The 17,845-nt window shown below is 36.2% G+C and carries 14 protein-coding genes; 12 read left to right on the top strand and 2 right to left on the bottom strand.

The window, feature by feature from the left end:
• Positions 1-46 precede the first annotated feature (46 nt).
• From QFZ31_RS15045 to fabF, 3 genes are all read left to right on the top strand, one after another.
• Positions 47-1,849, top strand: a complete 1,803-nt coding sequence (locus tag QFZ31_RS15045; RefSeq protein WP_307304004.1) for a sensor histidine kinase — start codon at positions 47-49, stop codon at positions 1,847-1,849.
• Complete coding sequence (locus QFZ31_RS15040) at positions 1,842-3,404, top strand: response regulator (RefSeq protein WP_307304002.1); 1,563 nt, start codon at positions 1,842-1,844, stop codon at positions 3,402-3,404. The genes QFZ31_RS15045 and QFZ31_RS15040 overlap by 8 nt, the downstream gene beginning before the upstream one ends.
• Positions 3,405-3,553: 149 nt before the next feature.
• The gene (gene fabF / locus QFZ31_RS15035; protein ID WP_307304000.1) at positions 3,554-4,795 is read left to right on the top strand and encodes a beta-ketoacyl-ACP synthase II; all 1,242 of its coding nucleotides are present in this window, start codon (positions 3,554-3,556) and stop codon (positions 4,793-4,795) included.
• A gap of 113 nt (positions 4,796-4,908) precedes the next feature.
• On the opposite strand, the gene QFZ31_RS15030 is transcribed toward fabF, so the two are convergent.
• Positions 4,909-6,030, bottom strand: coding sequence for a metallophosphoesterase (locus tag QFZ31_RS15030; RefSeq protein WP_307303998.1), 1,122 nt, complete (start codon positions 6,028-6,030; stop codon positions 4,909-4,911).
• Positions 6,031-6,231: 201 nt separating this feature from the next.
• Here QFZ31_RS15030 and QFZ31_RS15025 point away from each other — a divergent pair, with 201 nt between their 5' ends.
• Together QFZ31_RS15025 and QFZ31_RS15020 are read left to right on the top strand one after the other, a co-directional pair.
• The gene (locus QFZ31_RS15025) at positions 6,232-6,552 is read left to right on the top strand and encodes a hypothetical protein (RefSeq protein ID WP_307303996.1); all 321 of its coding nucleotides are present in this window, start codon (positions 6,232-6,234) and stop codon (positions 6,550-6,552) included.
• 223 nt (positions 6,553-6,775) lie between these two features.
• On the top strand, positions 6,776-6,973 hold the full coding sequence (locus QFZ31_RS15020) for a hypothetical protein (RefSeq protein ID WP_307303994.1): 198 nt from the start codon (positions 6,776-6,778) through the stop codon (positions 6,971-6,973).
• Positions 6,974-7,093: 120 nt separating this feature from the next.
• On the opposite strand, the gene QFZ31_RS15015 is transcribed toward QFZ31_RS15020, so the two are convergent.
• Positions 7,094-9,268 (bottom strand): MMPL family transporter, encoded by a 2,175-nt coding sequence (locus QFZ31_RS15015; protein WP_307303993.1) that lies wholly within the window; start codon positions 9,266-9,268, stop codon positions 7,094-7,096.
• A 269-nt stretch (positions 9,269-9,537) separates the two neighbouring features.
• Between QFZ31_RS15015 and QFZ31_RS15010 the strand changes: the two genes are divergently transcribed.
• The 7 genes from QFZ31_RS15010 (at position 9,538) to QFZ31_RS14980 (ending at position 17,836) form a co-directional block, all read left to right on the top strand.
• The gene (locus tag QFZ31_RS15010; RefSeq protein ID WP_307303991.1) at positions 9,538-10,482 is read left to right on the top strand and encodes a sugar-binding transcriptional regulator; all 945 of its coding nucleotides are present in this window, start codon (positions 9,538-9,540) and stop codon (positions 10,480-10,482) included.
• Between the two features lie 121 nt (positions 10,483-10,603).
• The gene (gene deoC / locus QFZ31_RS15005; protein ID WP_307303988.1) at positions 10,604-11,278 is read left to right on the top strand and encodes a deoxyribose-phosphate aldolase; all 675 of its coding nucleotides are present in this window, start codon (positions 10,604-10,606) and stop codon (positions 11,276-11,278) included.
• 22 nt (positions 11,279-11,300) lie between these two features.
• Positions 11,301-11,468 carry a XapX domain-containing protein gene (locus QFZ31_RS15000; RefSeq protein ID WP_179598031.1) on the top strand — a complete coding sequence of 56 codons (168 nt, stop codon included), beginning with the start codon at positions 11,301-11,303 and terminating at the stop codon, positions 11,466-11,468.
• A 262-nt stretch (positions 11,469-11,730) separates the two neighbouring features.
• Entirely contained in the window at positions 11,731-12,153 is a 423-nt protein-coding gene (locus QFZ31_RS14995; RefSeq protein ID WP_307303985.1) for a response regulator transcription factor, read from the top strand.
• Complete coding sequence (locus QFZ31_RS14990; RefSeq protein WP_307303982.1) at positions 12,150-13,181, top strand: HEAT repeat domain-containing protein; 1,032 nt, start codon at positions 12,150-12,152, stop codon at positions 13,179-13,181. Before QFZ31_RS14995 ends, QFZ31_RS14990 begins: the two co-directional genes overlap by 4 nt.
• A 3-nt stretch (positions 13,182-13,184) precedes the next feature.
• On the top strand, positions 13,185-14,597 hold the full coding sequence (locus QFZ31_RS14985) for a glycosyltransferase family 2 protein (RefSeq protein ID WP_307303980.1): 1,413 nt from the start codon (positions 13,185-13,187) through the stop codon (positions 14,595-14,597).
• Entirely contained in the window at positions 14,594-17,836 is a 3,243-nt protein-coding gene (locus tag QFZ31_RS14980; RefSeq protein ID WP_307303978.1) for a hypothetical protein, read from the top strand. The genes QFZ31_RS14985 and QFZ31_RS14980 overlap by 4 nt, the downstream gene beginning before the upstream one ends.
• Positions 17,837-17,845 lie beyond the last annotated feature (9 nt).

The raw sequence follows: 17,845 nt of genomic DNA, 5'->3' as shown, positions 1-17,845 counted from the left end.
AATAAGAGAATATAATCAATTTGTATATTAACAGGGAGTTCTTTCTATGATGGCAGTAAAGATTAAAAGCTTTATTCGCAAACATTTTTTCTATTCTTTTAAATCAACCATTAATTCTCTCTATTTACCTATTATTATCTTTTTTATATTAACGACAGGCTGGATTTCATCTTTGCTTGCAACCGTGCAAATCGAAGAAAATGCCTATAAAAATGTAAATGATACCATTTTCCAGACAAAAAATTATCTTGATAATATGCTGGCAGACGTCTTTCAGCAATTAGTCTCCTTATCCAATGACCCAAGGATCTTATCATTAGTTGATAAAGAAGTATCCGAGATTAAGCCAGAATCATATGTAGAAATTGATAATAATTTGAAGCTTATATATTCAAGATACAATGTCATTCTTGAATCAGTTCTTGTTAATCATAAGCAAAATGGTTTTTTGCTTTATCATAGCAGCTATAATACCAATCCATCGATAAATTACGAAGAGTATCTTTCGAAGTACAATGGAAACAAAGAGGGGTTTTATTGGAGAAACATTCATGAAGATCAGGTTTTTAATGAAGATAATAAGGTAATGTCGATATTTAGATTGATTGATAAGAATCGATCATCTAAAGGAATTGTTTTATTTAATTTACGGGCAGAATTTTTTGAACAAGTATTGAATAAATCATTAATCGGAGAGAATGGATACCTGACCCTTATTAGCCCTGATGGAATCTTTGAATCTAAAAAAGTAAAAAAGAAATACAAACTGGATAAGCCGACACTAAACTCCATCCAAAGTCTAAAAGACGATGATGGGAAGTTCACTTACGAAAATGTTGAAGGGGAAGACATGATTGTTATTTACGATACATTGAGTTCTAATAATTGGAAAATAGCAGCAGTTATCCCACAAAATGAAATCTTAAATAAAGTAAATTACATCAAAGGCTTCACCATTCTATTGGTCGTATTGATGATCCTTAGTGCAGTTATTCTTACTAACATCGTAGGAAAGTATATTTCCGATCCGTTTAAAAAAATGGCAAAACAAATGGCTATGATTAATAAAAAGAATCTAGACTTTGATTTTGAAATGTCAGGTCCAGAAGAAATGAAAATCCTCCATACAGGCTTTAAAGAGTTAATTGTTCGGATTAATAATTTAATGGACCAAATCCGATTAGAGCAAGAAGAAAAACGACAATTAGAATTTGCGATTATGCACGCCCAAATTAATCCACACTTTCTTTATAATACAATGTATTCGATTAAGGGTTTGTGTGATATGGGGCTGAATAAAGACGCTAGTCAAATGATTAGTGCACTTGCTAGCTTTTTTCGGATTGGAATAAGTAAAGGGAGAGATATTATTTCCATCCATGATGAAATGGAACATATTCAGCATTATTTGTTTATCCAGGAAATGCGCTATGGCGATGATTTTTCCTATGAAATTGAAATTGACAAGGAGATTCTTTCCTATAATATAATTAAACTTTCATTGCAGCCATTAATTGAAAATGCCATTTACCACGGGGTAAAGCAAAAACGAGGTCAAGGAAAAATAACCATTCGTGGATATCAAGTTAAGGATATCATCCATTTAGAAGTAGCTGATAATGGCAATGGAATTGAACCAGAAAAATTAAAGGATATTTTGCTAGAAATAGAAACCTTGAATCGGGAGAAGAAGAAGTATATCGGTATTGGTCTGCAAAGTGTGAATGAAAGAATTAAAATTCATTTTGGAAACCAATATGGTCTAACAATTGCAAGTGAACCTGGCAATGGAACAGTAGTTAGCATTAAAATTCCCAAAGCAAAAGGGGAGATTAACCAGTATGCATAAAGTAATTGTTGTAGAAGATGATAGAATTATTCGTCGGGGCATATGCCAGGCAATTCCTTGGGGAGAGCATGGATTTGTTATAGCGGGAGAAGCAGGAGACGGTGAGGTGGCATTAGAGCTAATCGAGAAGGAACAGCCGCAAGTCGTCGTTTCCGATATTAATATGCCTTTTATGAGTGGTTTAGAAATGGCCAAACAGATTAAAGAAAGAAGCCCTGAGACAAGAATTATTTTTCTGACAGGGTATGAAGATTTTAAATATGCTCAGGAAGCCATTAAATTGAAGGCGTTTGACTATTTATTGAAACCAGTAGATTCAGAATACTTGCTAACAAAAGCCAAAGAAGCAGCAGCTGATTGGGAAAAGGAATCAGTCAAAGAAAAAAGAATAATAGAGTCCTTGCCATTACTACAGCAGAAGTTTTTTCAAAAGTTGATCCGGGAAGGAGATTACAGGGTTGATGTCGAGAAGGAGCTATTAGGTCTTGATGTTCAAATGGAGGGTCCTTTCTTTGCTGTTATTCTTGTTAAGAATACAATTGAGCAAGATGTTGAGGGATACTTTTTTAAGGAAAAGATTACAAGTTTTACTTCTTCTTATTTTAATGAATTAAATTGTTTGGTGATGAATTCGGATGTCGGTGAATATACAATTCTTTTATCCTTGGAAAACGACCATGATTCGAGAAAAGCAGAGTTAGCCCTAGCTTTGTTTAATTTTCTAAACAAAGAAATAGACGATAACATTACCATTACACATGGACGCGCATATCCTAATCTATTTGAAGTCGGTAAATCTTTTCTAGAAGCCAGGGTAGCGATGGATATGAGACATATTATGGGGACAGGCCGAGTAATTTCTCTGGATGAAACGGTTTCTAAGTGTGATGAACAAGAAAATCTTGTCCAGGATTTAGAGCTGAAATTAGAAAATCATATCAAGTCCGGTTTACCAGAAAAGGCAAAAGAAACATTAGTGGATTTAAGTACGGCCATAGTGGATAGAAAAAGTGTTGCTTTATCAGATTTAAAAGTCCTAGGGCTCAAATTTAGTACCATGCTATTTTTTGAAATTGAAAAATGGAAAAAGGAAGATTTAAAAAATAGCTTTAATTCATCAGTTGTTTATAAGGATATCATGGAGTTAACAACGCTGACAGAAATGACAGATATATTACATATTCTAATCGACCAATGGTCTACAGCCATGTTTAGAAAGAAAGAAAAGAATTATTATAGCCATGTTGACCAAGCAATCAAGTATATGCAAGGGAATTTCCATGACAGCAGTTTAACACTTCAACAGGTGGCAGAGTTAATCCACGTTAGTACGCCTTATTTAAGTAATCTCTTTAAAATGGAGAAAGGGTTTAACTTTGGGGATTACTTGTTAGAGCTACGAATGAAGAAGGCAATGGAACTATTGGGAGAGGGTGATATTAAAACCTATGAAGTTTGTGAACAAGTAGGTTATAGTAACCCTCAATATTTTAGTATTTGTTTTAAGAAATATACTGGTGTCACACCAGCAGAATATAAGAAAAAGTTTAAATAAATTGATTCAAATTCATCCGCGTGGAAGAATCCATTCGGATTTTTTTACTACGCTGGCGGAGTGAATTAATTTGTCCGTCCACTCTTAATTCGTTAAACTATAGAAAGAGTGTAAGAATCATCCGAAATCTATTTGGGAGTGAGCATTGAATGAATAAAAGAGTAGTGATTACAGGTATTGGAGCAGTCACTCCTTTGGGAAATGATGCTCATACATCATGGGAACAGGTTAAAAATGGTGTTTCCGGCATTGGCCCTGCGACCCTTTTTGATGTAGAAATGGTTGACGTCAAGATTGCAGCGGAAGTTAAGGGCTTTGCACCAGAAGAGTTTATGGACAAAAAAGAAGCCAGAAGGATGGGGCGTTATAGCCAGTTCGCAATTGCAGCAAGTCAAATGGCTGTTAAGGATGCGGGAATCCAAATTGGAGAAGGGATTCAACCGGAACGAGTCGGAGTTTGGATTGGTTCAGGAATTGGCGGATTGGCTGAATTCGAGGAACAACATCGGAAGTTTATTGAAAAAGGCCAAAGAAGGGTTAACCCGTTTACGATCCCGATGTTTATTCCCGATATGGCGGCAGGACAAGTGTCCATCTCGATTGGTGCAAAAGGAATCAACAATTGTTCGGTTACAGCATGTGCGTCCGGTGCCAATTCTATTGGAGATGCATTCCGCGTGATTCAAAAGGGGGATGTGGATGTGATGATTGCTGGCGGAACGGAAGCCACCATTACCGCAATGACGGTCGCGGGATTTTCAAATATGACAGCACTGTCAAAAAATCCAGACCCGTCTACAGCAAGCAGGCCATTTGATAAGAATCGTGATGGCTTTGTCATTGGGGAAGGCGCAGGTATCTTGGTATTAGAGGAATTAGAACACGCATTAGCTCGAGGTGCGACCATTTATGGAGAATTAGCAGGGTATGGAGCTACAGGTGATGCCCATCATATTACGACCCCTGCACCAGAAGGGGAAGGGGCAGGAAGAGCAATGAAATTAGCAATAGCAGATGCTGGTATTGACCCTGAACAAGTCGACTATATCAATGCTCATGGTACATCGACCTATTATAATGATTTGTATGAAACGTTAGCCATCAAAGATGTTTTCAAAGAACATGCCTATAAATTATCTGTCAGTTCAACGAAATCCATGACCGGTCACTTGTTGGGAGCAACTGGTGCTATAGAGGCCATTTTTTCTCTTCTAGCAATTAAGGATGGTATCATCCCGCCAACCATTAATTATCAAACACCTGATGAACAATTGGATTTAGATTATGTCCCAAACGTTGCTAAGACGAAGGATGTTCAAGTGGTTTTATCCAACTCGTTAGGATTTGGCGGTCATAATGCAACTTTAATTTTTAAAAAGTTTAATATGTAAAAAAAGCTAAGAGTTTTGGTCACTATAAGGGCTCTATAGTGACCGAAACCTAAAAAAGCTAAGAGTTAAGGTCACTATAAGGATCCAGCTTATTTTTCATCGATTAATATATGCTATAAACCAAGCTTTTTTAAGAAATCGACTGTTTCCTGATGTGCCGGTTTAATCAGTTTAAATAATTTTTTATCAGTCTTCACAAGAGGATTTCCGGTTTCATCTGCAATCGATCTTGTAAACGATGTACTGTTTACCACTTTCCAATTCCCATCTTTAACCTCAAGCTTGAGGTCAATAATCCCAAGACGGCTGCCAAAGGCACCTGCCATTACTACAGGTTTTCCTTTGATTTTTCCTTCGTTGATGTTAGCCATAGGTAATTCTTTAAAGGTAGGTCCTGGAAATACGCTATGAGAATGTCCAGCTAAAATGACATCAATTTCTGGAATCTCACTAAGGTAATATACTGCGTTTTCCGTTTCTGGGTGATAGGGTTCACTATCTATTCCTGTATGAGCAAGTGCGATAATAATATCAGCACCTTCTGCCTTTAGGATAGGTACAAATTCCTTTGCACTTTCAACCATAGGTCTAGACGTTACTTTTCCCTCTAAATTTGCCTTGTCCCATCTCATTATTTGCGGAGGCATAAATCCAATTACCCCAATATTCAATTCATGTTCCATACCTTGCTTATCAACAACACTTCTTTTTAAAATTACATAAGGTTTAAAATAGGGTTTATTCTCCTTAACGGAATAAACATTTGCATTTACAACAGGCATTTTCACTCCCTTAAGAACACTGTTTAGAAACTTTAGACCATAATTAAATTCATGATTTCCAATTGTTATCGCATCATATTCTAAATAGTTAAAAGCACGGTATACAGGATGCACATTACCTTTTTGAATTCCTCGTATTCGTACTAAGTATTCACCGAGCGGATTCCCTTTTAAATGATCACCGTCATCAAACAATAAGGAATTGACTGCTTCACTTCTTGCTTGATGAATAAGACTTGCTGTTTTTACAAGCCCAATAGTATTGTCGGTTTTAGTCTGATAATAATCATAATTCACTAGAGCCGCATGGAGGTCAGTCGTCTCAAGTATTCGTAAATCAATTATTCCATTGTTGTTCACTGCCCTGCTGTCTTCAGCAAACATACTAGATGGGACTTGAGACCATATGATTGTGCTAATAAAGAGTAGTAGGAATAACCTTTTATAGTTCATAAATACAAGCCTCCTTTGAACTTCTACTATACGTGTTATTATTTAACCATTTGAAGCCGTTGATACATTGGTGGAAAATCCTCAAAAGTGACAGAAAAATGTCAAAAACATATGAATAAAAAGTGAATTAAAGGGGTTTCAAAAAATTTATTAAGGGAGATTATTTATAATAAAAGAGACAAAAGGTGGAGGTATTGTGAGATGAATATTACAACAATCATTGAACTGGAAAATATGGAAGTAGAGAAGATAGCCGGAGCAAAATTAGTGTTTGCAGAGGAACGGATTTCTGAAAATATTATTGAAACCTGTGTGGAGTGTTTTCAAGTAGAAGGGTCGAATAAAACCCTTTCGACAGAAGATGCAATGCAGCTAGTTTTCTCGCAATTAAAGCAAGATGGTATTATTCCTTCAAAGGTGGAGGACTTCTCATTTGAAATGCCTTCATGCGGCCGATTGAAAACAAAAAATGAAGATGAGATAGAAGTTCCGCAAAAAGTTATCATTTCCTATATGTCATAAAGAAGTTCATTGAACTTCTTTTTTCTTCTTTGAAGGGATATTGGTCAATGCAGGTAAGTGGCAGGTAACTTTATAATAAAGATAAGAATTATATATTAATGGTAAGGCTTACATAATTCTCTGCAGACATAGTAAAGGGGCGTCCTTGGTTTATGGAAGAGGAATAAGACAATCTTAATTAATCATATCTTTAGGAAAAATAATATAGGTGTGATGAATTAATATGAAAAAACAAAATCAAGTTGTTTTCTACACCATAAAAGGATCAACCATTAAAAATTTTTTAATACTAGATTGTATTACTGGAACAGGTATTTTTTATGCATTGAAAATCATATCATCAAGCTTTTTAGTTGGTTTTTTTGGAAGCATAGCTTGTACCGAGGGCATTAAAAGATTACATAACAAACAGCCGCGTTAATCCTATAGAATTTTAATAACACAGGCAATGGACCTGTAAGCTTATATGTTACATTAAGTAAAGTACCAAACGAACAATACGCTAAAAATATCTAAGAATGGATAAAGCCAGCCTGTAAAATTAAGCCGGCTTCTTTTTGTGTTTTGTTAACCCTTTATTTTTATATCCAAAGAACCACCAGTTCCAATCACCGAACAACTTCATCAAGGCCGGAACTAGGACCATCCTGACAATAGTGGCATCAATAAAAATCGCAATGGCAATTCCGACACCTAACTGCTTAATCGGCATGACGCCTGTAAAGGCAAAAGCTCCTGTGACAACGATCATAATTGCCGCCGCGGATGTAATAATTTTACTAGTATACGTTAAGCCGGATATGGTCGCTTCCGTATTATCACCTGTTTTGAAATAAAACTCCTGAATTCTTGAAATCAAAAACACTTCGTAATCCATTGAAAGTCCAAATACGAGGGTGAAAACGAATACGGGTAAAATCAGGGCAATATCTGCAGGTTCTACACCTAAATGCCCCTGTTGAAAAATCCAGACAACAATTCCGAACGTACAGCTTAGGCTTAATATATTCATTAAAATTGCCTTTAGTGGGATAAGGATCGAGCGAAAAGCTGCCATAAGTATGAAGAAAGTTGAGACAACAATTAATAACAATCCATAAGGAGCCTTCTGAAAAATCTCATCAAAAATCTCCTGCTCAAACTTTATGGCACCTCCGAAATGTACCGTTAGTTGAAAGTCCCTGCTGGACCATTCACGAATCCATTCTCTAGCTTCCGCAGAATGATCATTTGTATTTAAATAAACTTCAACTAGCATTTTATTATCTCGAACAAAATAATCAAGTATTGGCGCAGTCTGCTCTTTTGGTCCAAACTGAAGCAGTTGGGATAACATTTCTTCCTCTTCAATGCCCGTCGCAGAAAAAGGTGAATCCACCGTTCCCACCAAATTATCCTTCGAAAGTTGTTCGAGAAAGCTGGTTACCTTCTCAAGATTATCTGTTTCTAAAACATTACCTTTTGTTTCTAGCACGATGGAAACTTTCTTTTCATTCCGTTTATCTTTAGGAATAAAATGCTCTTCAAAGGCTTCAAATGCTACCCTTGATGGATACTTTTCCGGAAGGGATTCTGTCCCTGGGATTGACAGCGTCATCTGTGCGACTGGTATTAGACCAGCAAGGAGTATTGCTAATGCAGCCAAAGCCATTACCACTGGGCGCTTCATTACAAACTTTGCAAATCTATGCCAAATACTCGTTTTATTATCGGCTACTCGAAGGACGCTGAATTTGTTAATTTTAGCTCCAAGAACAGCCAGTAATGCCGGGAGAAAGGTTAAGGCACAGAAGGCAGAAATAAACACTACAGCCATACCGCCAAGGGCAACGTTTTGAAAGATATCAATTTGAATAAACCATAATGCCGATAGACCAATAAAAACACAAAGACCAGAGAAAATAATAGATCTTCCAGCGGTAGTTACGCTAATCTTAATGGCTTCTTTAATGGAATTGGTATGTAATTCCTCTTTATAACGGTTAATTAATAATAGAGCAAAGTCAATACTTAATGCGAGCCCGATCATCGGAACAATATTTAAAATAAAGATTGTCAAATCAGTACCGTAACTAAAAAAGAAAACAGCTCCCATTGTTGTTAATATTGATACAACCCCGATGACAATCGGAATCGAGGCGGCGATTAGGCCTCCAAAGGCAAGGACCAAAACAATCAGAGCAATCGGCAATCCAATCATTTCAGCTTTTGCTAAATCCTCTTGACTGGCGATATTAAGGTCTTGAACAATGATAGGTTCACCTGTCATCGTAACCTTTAATCCCTTTTTATTTTTTAGAATCTTACTCAATTGTTGTATTTCATCACTTAAGTCTTCCGCACTTTTATCAAAGGATAAAAGCCCATAAGCATAATCCTCTTTTATCATTCCCTCTCGATCATAAGGGGTGGTGATACTTTTTGTACCATCGAATTTTTTCAGATCTTTAAAGGTGGTTAGGATGAATTGTTTCCAATCATCGTCACTCACACTGCTATCTCTTTGAAAAACAAGAATTATCGAAGATTTCGCCTGCCCAAAATCTTTCTCAAGCAGTTTTCTTGTTTCATTATACTCGCCTTTATATTCAAAGCCATTTCCGCTTAATACGGAGGGTAATTTTAAGGCGAAAATCCCTGATATTCCGATTATCAGTATCCAAAGGGCAAGTACCCATTTGCGATAACGATATATGAAGCCTCCAAGTTTCTCCATTATAAGACCTCCATTCAGGAAATAATTCCCTTACCTAGTATAGCAGAACCCATCAAGAGTATTGGATGACTATTTCGTGGCAAATCAAATGGATAGATTAAATATGATAAGAATCATTCCCTCAATTCATAACGAAAATACAAAGATAAAGGAAGAGAGTAAGTGTAAAATAATGTTCACCGTATATTTTACAAATGTAAAAAAGATTATGGATTTAATAGTATGTCTTGCTATAATTATAAAAAAGTTAGGTTAGAAGGTGATGAACAGTGGACCAAGAGAAACTAAGTAAAGTTATCGAAGCAGCAAAATTATATTATTTGTTGGATCATAATCAAAGCGATATTGCTAAGATATTGGGTGTTTCACGCCCCACAGTGTCCCGTTTATTACAGCAGGCAAAAGAAAATGGAATAGTCCAGATAAATATCATGGACCCAACTGAAAATGTTGAAAATTTAGCTGAACAGTTGGAAACAAAGTTCAATTTAAAGAAAGCCATCGTTACGCATATTCCACAATTCGAAAATCATATTATCAAAAATTATCTGGGAGAAAAAGCGGCATTATATCTTGATGAAATTGTAAAGGACCAGGACACTATTGGTGTTACGTGGGGTACAACGCTATATCACATTGCTGTGGAGCTAAAACAGAAATTCGTCAAAGATGTCAAGGTGGTCCAATTAAAAGGAGGTGTCAGTCACGCAGAAACCAATAATTACGCTTCAGAAATCTTGTATCTTTTTGGCAAAGCGTACAACACGACACCTTTCAATCTGCCGTTGCCTGCCATTGTGGATCATGTTGTTGTAAAACAGGCAATGGAGGCAGACCGTCATATTAAAAAAATTCTTGAATTAGGTAAAAAGGCGAATATTGCACTGTTTACCATCGGTTCTATCAAGACAGACTCGTTATTATTCCAAATGGGGTATTTTACCGAGAGTGATCAAAAAGCTTTAAAGGAAAAAGCAGTCGGGGATATTTGTTCACGTTTCTTTGATAACAAAGGTGAATTATGTGATGAAAGTCTTAATGACAGAACATTAGGGGTAAAACTAGAGGACTTACGAAAAAAAGAATATTCCATTCTTGTTGCGGGCGGTCCAAATAAAATTGAGGGAATATATGGGGCTTTAAAGGGGAAATATGCCAATGTATTAATAACCGATCAATTCACAGCTAAATTTTTACTTGATAAGAACACGTAGGTTTTGTTTATTTTACATTTGTTCATTTATATGTTTACAAATGTTCAACTTGTTTGTTATAGTTTCATTATAGATATAAACAAAGAATATATAGCTTGATAAAATAGGGAGGATGTACAATATGACTCAAAATGTTACTCGAATGATTGATCATACATTATTAAAAGCAAATGCGACCCAGGATGAAATCATGAAATTAGTTGAAGAAGCAAAGAAATATTCTTTCGCTTCCGTATGTGTTAATCCAACTTGGGTAAAAATATCAGCAGATATGCTTAAAGATACCCCAGAAGTAAAAGTATGTACCGTAATTGGTTTTCCTTTAGGAGCATCGACACCTGAAACGAAAGCATTTGAAACAAGAAATGCGATTGAAAATGGTGCACATGAAATCGATATGGTAATTAACATCGGCGCACTTAAGGATAAACAAGATGATTTAGTCGAAAGAGACATTAAAGCTGTTGTTGAGGCTGCGAAAGGTAAAGCACTAACAAAGGTTATTATTGAGACATGTCTTTTAACCAATGAAGAAAAAGTAAGAGCATGTCAACTTTCCGTTAAGGCCGGAGCAGATTTTGTAAAAACCTCCACCGGGTTCTCTACAGGCGGAGCTACAGTTGAAGATATCCGTTTAATGCGAGAAACTGTTGGACCTGAAATTGGTGTAAAAGCTTCTGGAGGTGTTCGCAGCCGTGAGGATGCATTAGCCATGATCGAAGCTGGGGCTACTCGTATCGGTGCAAGTTCCGGAGTGTCTATTAGTAAAGGTGAAATTTCTCAAAGCAATTATTAACCAACGATTTGAGGGATAGAAAATGAAAGAAGTAGTATTAGCTTTAATTGCAGGGCTAATTGTTGGAATGATTTTTAAATTTATGAAGCTGCCATTACCTGCTCCCCCCGTATTTTCCGCAGTCGTTGGCGTCTTTGGTGTATATTTTGGAGGCGTTCTTGCCAGTTGGATGGTTAAACTTTTCCAATAAAATATAGATGGCTCCAAAGAATTTTAAATAATAATTAGAGGCAGGATGTGAATCCTGCTTCTTTTTTTATATATTAATGACATTGTAATCGACAAAATTCATCAATCTTCGTCATTTTCTAATTTAATTTTATTGTAGCCTCGGTAAATTAAGATTAGAATCTATATATATCTTTTCATGCTTTTTATGGAAAAGGGCATAATTAAAAGAATAAAAAGCAGAAATTTATAATTTTGGATAAAGAAGAAAGAGGAAGAAGAGAGTGGAAACTAGCAGGCACCAAAACAAAAGGAAACTTTTTATTTCGATTATCGATAATGATGTGATGATTCAAACGATGCTTGTGAGTATTCTCAAGATGATGAATATTGATCAGTTTGAAATAGATATAAAAGCATATGAGGATGGTTTGCAGTTTTTTGAATCTAAACGCTTAGATAATGCAGGAGAACATTTTTTGATTCTTGATGGTATTATGCCAGTTATGGATGGTATCGAGATTTTACAAAAAGTGAAAAGTGACTTGAGCAAACAGGTTTATGTCTTAATGCTTTCAGGCAGAAAAAGTCCAACTGAAATTAACAAGGCACTAAAATTAGGTGCTGATGATTATGTGACGAAACCATTTAGTATCAAGGAGCTCCAGGCAAGAGTACAACAAATCATTCAAAGGATGGAGCAATGATCAATCAGGATATATTGTTTCTTGCTATTATTACTTTATCACTTATGTGTTTATTATTTTTACTATTGCTTTATTTAACAATTCGAAAGGCAAAAGAAATCAAAAAAAGAAGAGAAATTGAAGACTATAAAAATAAAATAAACACACAAATTTTTTCTATAATAGCTGAAGGGAAACGTTACAGGGGAATAGGCTGCGAAACTGCCATAAAACAAAAGGCAATGGAAGAACTGCTGAGCAGGTATGTGAAAATTCTAGAAGGTGAGGAAGAGAAAGAAAGATTATCCGATTTGGCTTCTGACTGTTTACAGGGTTACTATCAAAAACGTCTCAAAAGTATTAGATGGAGCCACCGTATGAATGCACTTTATCATATCGAGGACTTTTATATGATAAAGCTATTAGACGAAGTAGTTATTTTGAGTAAGAAAAAGAACATCACACATCAAGAACTGATCCATGTTCTGAGAATCCTTGCAACATTTCAATATAATGGTTTAAAGGAAGTACTTTACTATCATGATTTATCTGAGTATGAGTATCGAAGTATTTTAATGAGATTAAATCATGACCTATTTGATCAGTTCGTTTTAAGCTTTCACAAAAGCACTTCCCCGCTGCAATATGCCATTCTGGATGTTATCTCATTGAAAAAAGCAATAGAATACCGGTTTTTTACCGAGAATATTTTTATGTCTTATAAAGGTGAAGTAAGGTTGAGGGCTTTGAAGGCTCTAGCAGAAATAGGCTATGTAAGTAATATAGAGCCGTACTTGCATTTGCTGCACTCTTCTAGTTGGCAGGAAAGGATGGTAGCGGCAAAACTGATAGGTTCCATTCAAGAAGAAAAAGGAATACCGAGATTAATTGAGCTGCTGCATGATCAGATTTGGTGGGTGCGTTCTCAGGCTGGCCAATCAATAAGTCAGTTCCCAAATGGGAAGGCAATTTTGCAATCCGTTTTAGAAACATCCAAGGATACTTTTGCTAGAGATATGGCTTGGGATTGGCTGCATAAAGGAGTATAGAACATGCTAAATGTGCAATGGCTGGATTTTGTATCTGTTTTCGCTTGGTTTATTGCTGTATACATGGTGATTGTTATTGTTTTCTATTCTGTTATTTTAATGATCTCCATGTTACAGCTCCGAAAAGAATATCAATTAGACCGAATACAGGCTTATGAAGATTATATGGATGAATTTTATACAAGACCGGTCTCAATACTTGTTCCTGCCTATAATGAGGAAGCAGGAATTATTCAAAGTGTACGTTCACTTTTGAGTTTGAATTATCCCACCTTTGAGATTATTGTGGTCAATGATGGATCGACGGATGGGACATTAGAAAAAATGATTGACCAATATGAGATGAAAGAAATTAGTAAAGTAGTTCGTAAACAAATTAATACCAAACCCATTAAGACTATCTATCAATCCACTATCCTTTCTAATCTTTTTTTAGTTGATAAGGAGAATGGCGGGAAAGCGGATGCGTTGAATGTTGGCCTTAATTTTTCCCATTATCCCTATTTTTGCTCACTAGATGGTGATTCTGTATTGGAGCCAGATGCCTTTCTTAAGGTAATGAAGCCCATAATAGATTCCAATGAAGAGGTAATTGCCTCTGGTGGCAGTGTGCGAATTGCAAACGGCTGTGAAATAAAGAATGGACATATTTTGAAAATAGGTCTCTCTAATAATCCTTTAGTGATCATGCAAATTATCGAATATCTTCGTGCATTCCTCATGGGAAGGATTGGGTTAAGCAGACATAATCTGCTGTTAATTATTTCTGGTGCTTTTGGTGTTTTTTCCAAGCATTGGACCATTGAGGCTGGCGGGTATAAAACGGATACCGTAGGCGAGGACATGGAGTTAGTTGTCAGGATTCACCGTTTGTTAAAAGAAAAGAAGGTAAACAAAAAGATTGTCTATGTACCCGATCCAGTGTGCTGGACAGAGGTACCTGAGGATATGACCATCTTAAGAAGACAAAGACGGCGCTGGCATCGAGGATTATTTGAAAGCTTATGGACACATCGCGGGTTAACCTTTAACCCCAAATATGGATCGATTGGGTTTATTTCATTCCCCTATTTTTGGGTTGTTGAGTTTTTGGGACCGATCATTGAGTTTCTTGGATATATATTTATGGTTCTCTGTCTATTTTTAGGCGGTGTTTACATTGAATTTGCGATATTATTATTTCTCCTATCATGCTTGTATGGGTCACTTTTTTCAATGGCGGCAGTTTTATTAGAAGAGTGGAGTTTAACAAAATACCCGAAAGTAACAGATATTATAAAGCTCTTTCTTTACTCATTAACAGAAACCATCTGGTATCGTCCTATGACAGTCTTTTGGCGATGTGAAGGAGTCTGGCAAATGCTAGTTGGGGACAAGAGCTGGGGAGAAATGAAAAGAAAAGGTGTTTCAAAATGACAAGACAAACCTCCTTAATTGTTTATGCAATACTCTTCCTCTTAATTCTATTAAGTCCTTTTTGGTCCTGGCTGTTGCAACCTTCTAAAGTATTAAATGTACTTATCTATGATAAAACCGTTCCTGATCAATCATATAGGGAACACAAAGGACTCGTCTGGATATTAAATAATGCTAAATATGTAAAGAAAAATCAAAAGCCATATGAAATAAATGAGGATTATAAAGGATTTATTCCAAAAGATGGGCAAGAATATTCAATCACTTCTTTACCTAATGATTTAAAAAATTATGATGTTTATTATTTAACGGACCAATATGGAGTGTACGAAGAAGATTTTATTGGTGAAAACGAGACCGGTGAAAGATCATCCATTATATACGGAGGCTTAGAATCTTCGGATGTAGATCGGATAGAACAAGCATTACTCGCCTCTAAAGGGAAAACATTGATTGCGGAATTTAATACATTTGCCAGCCCGACTCCTGCTGACGTCCGGGATAAAATAGCAAATCTCTTAAATCTCGAGTGGACTGGCTGGATTGGCAGGTATTTTCCGGATCTTAACAATAAAGAAGTACCAGTTTGGGTGAGAAAGCAATATGAAGAAAATGGCGGAAAATGGGATTATAACGGAAAAGGTTTTGTTTTTGTTAATAAAAATAATGAAATTGTGGTAGTCGACGAAAAGGATATTACAAAAACCGGGGCCTTATTTAATCTAACCAAACAGGGAGAGAACTTCTTTAATCGGGAGCTGCAGGGAGAATATCAGTATTGGTTTGATGTCAATATTGCAGGAAGCAAAGAAGAAATACTTGCAGAATATCAGTTGCCAATCTCAGACAAGAAGAAGGAAGAGTTACAAGGATTGGGGATACCCACTAAATTCCCAGCCATTATCCATCATCAAAATGCAAGATATAATTCTTATTATTTTGCAGGGGATTATGCTGATGAAGCAGAGGTTCCAGCCATTTATCAAACAAAAGGGCTTGACCTCTGGAAGGAGCGTTTTGGAACACAAGATTCCTTCTACTGGGAAGTATATGTTCCCATGATGAAGGTTTTATTAGATAGCGGTGTGAACAAGACAATTAAACAAGAGCAAGTAGAAGTAGTTGAGGTTAACAAGATTAAGACCAATAGCGACACAGGAGATTCCTTTATACAAGTCCAAAAGAATGGTGAATGGAACGATTTCTTGATAAAAGGAGTCAATATGGGGATTGGGAAGCCTGGATATTTTCCAGGAGAAACAGCGATTACGAAGGAAGAATATTCACGTTGGTTTAAAAAAATTGGTGAAATGAACGCGAATGCAATCAGAATATATACACTGCATCCTCCTCAATTTTACGAAGCTTTCTATGAATATAATCTGACTGCAGAAAAACCATTGTTTCTATTTCATGGTTCCTGGGTGAATGAAGAAAAGCTGCTTCAAAATCAAGATGCCTTCGCTGCCGAAAATGTCGAGGATGCTCAAACGGAAATCAAACATTTAATTGATATCATTCATGGGCAGGCGGAGCTGCCTGAACGGCCAGGACACGCCTCTGGTGTTTATAAATATGATATTTCAAAATATGTGCTTGGGATTATCGTCGGCACAGAGTGGGACCCATACATCGTTAATAACACCAATCTTAAGCATAAAGATATGGAAGTATTTAATGGTAAATATTTCAAAACAACGGATGCCAGTCCATTTGAAATTTGGTTAGCTCAATTGATGGAATATGCAGCCGCTTATGAAACAACACAATACAATTGGCAGCATACGATGAGTTTTACTAACTGGGTAACCACCGACCTGTTAGAGCATCCATCAGAGCCGCTAGAAAATGAAGATTTAGTTTCAATAAATCCAAACCATATTCTGCGAGCTGATCAATTTTATGCCGGACTATTCGCTTCCTATCATATTTATCCATACTATCCTGATTTTTTAAATTACGAGAAAAAATATCTAGAGTATGTGGATTCATCAGGTAAATGGAATAATTACGCAGGATATTTAAATGAATTGATCGGTTCACATAATATGCCTGTACTAGTTGCCGAATTTGGGGTTCCATCTTCAAGGGGATTAACACACAAAAATGCCTTTGGAATGGATCAGGGTTTTCATTCAGAAAAAGAACAAGGGGAAATTAATCAAAAATTATTTAAATCTATTGTTTCGGAGGGGTATGCAGGAGGGCTGATTTTCTCCTGGCAGGATGAATGGTTTAAACGTACATGGAATACGATGGATTTTGATAATCCAGACCGGAGACCCTACTGGAATAATCAGCAAACGAACGAACAGCATTTTGGATTGCTTTCTTTTGAACCAGGTGATAAGGATTCAGCCATATTAGTAGACGGTAACCGTATTGACTGGAAAGAAACGAATAGTCAAAAAGTTTTTGAGTCGGAAGAAGAGAAGGAGGTAATAAATGAGGTTAGAATTTCTTCTGATAGTGGATATCTATACCTTCTTTTATCTTTAGCAAAGCCCGTCAACTTTGCAAATCAATCTTTTTATTTACTCCTTGATACCATTGGTGAACAGGGACAGAATGCTATACCCTTATCAAAAGATACTTTGCTGCAAACGGATCTAGGTGTAGACTTTTTAATTAATCTTTCAGGAGAAGAAAATTCTCGAATTATGGTAGACAGTTATTATGATGCCTACTACTATCAATACGCACATATGCTCAATATGGTAAAAAGAGAAACTTATGCAAATCAAAAAAACAATGGAGTGTTTCATCCCATTCGGTTAGCACTTACGAAGGAATTGACAATCCCGACAACAAACATTGTAGTTCCGTTTGAGGGATATGAAACAGGTGTATTGAAGTTTGGCAATGGTAACCCCGAACATGAACAGTTTAACTCGCTGACAGATGTTAGTATAAGCGATAATAAAAAAGTCATCGAAATCAGAATCCCTTGGCAGCTTGTAAACGTTAAAGATCCTAGCTTAAAAGAAGTGATGGGGGACATCTGGAAGGCTGGTTTATCAAAAGGTGAAACGATTGAAGGAATTCGGGTTGCAGCAGCAGCAATGAAACAAGGTAAACTCTTCCAAACAATACCAAGACAATCAAATAACGTACTTCAGCAAAAAGATGTATTTCTGTATTCGTGGAATGAGTGGGAACAGCCTTTATTCTATGAAAGGCTAAAAAAATCTTATGATATGATCAAGAAAACATACGGAAAAACAAAGCAAGAAAATTAAAAAGAAGGT

Source organism: Neobacillus niacini (assembly GCF_030817595.1).
In the GTDB taxonomy this organism is placed as follows: domain Bacteria; phylum Bacillota; class Bacilli; order Bacillales; family Cytobacillaceae; genus Neobacillus; species Neobacillus niacini_G.
This window is presented reverse-complemented; position numbering and strand designations above follow the sequence as displayed.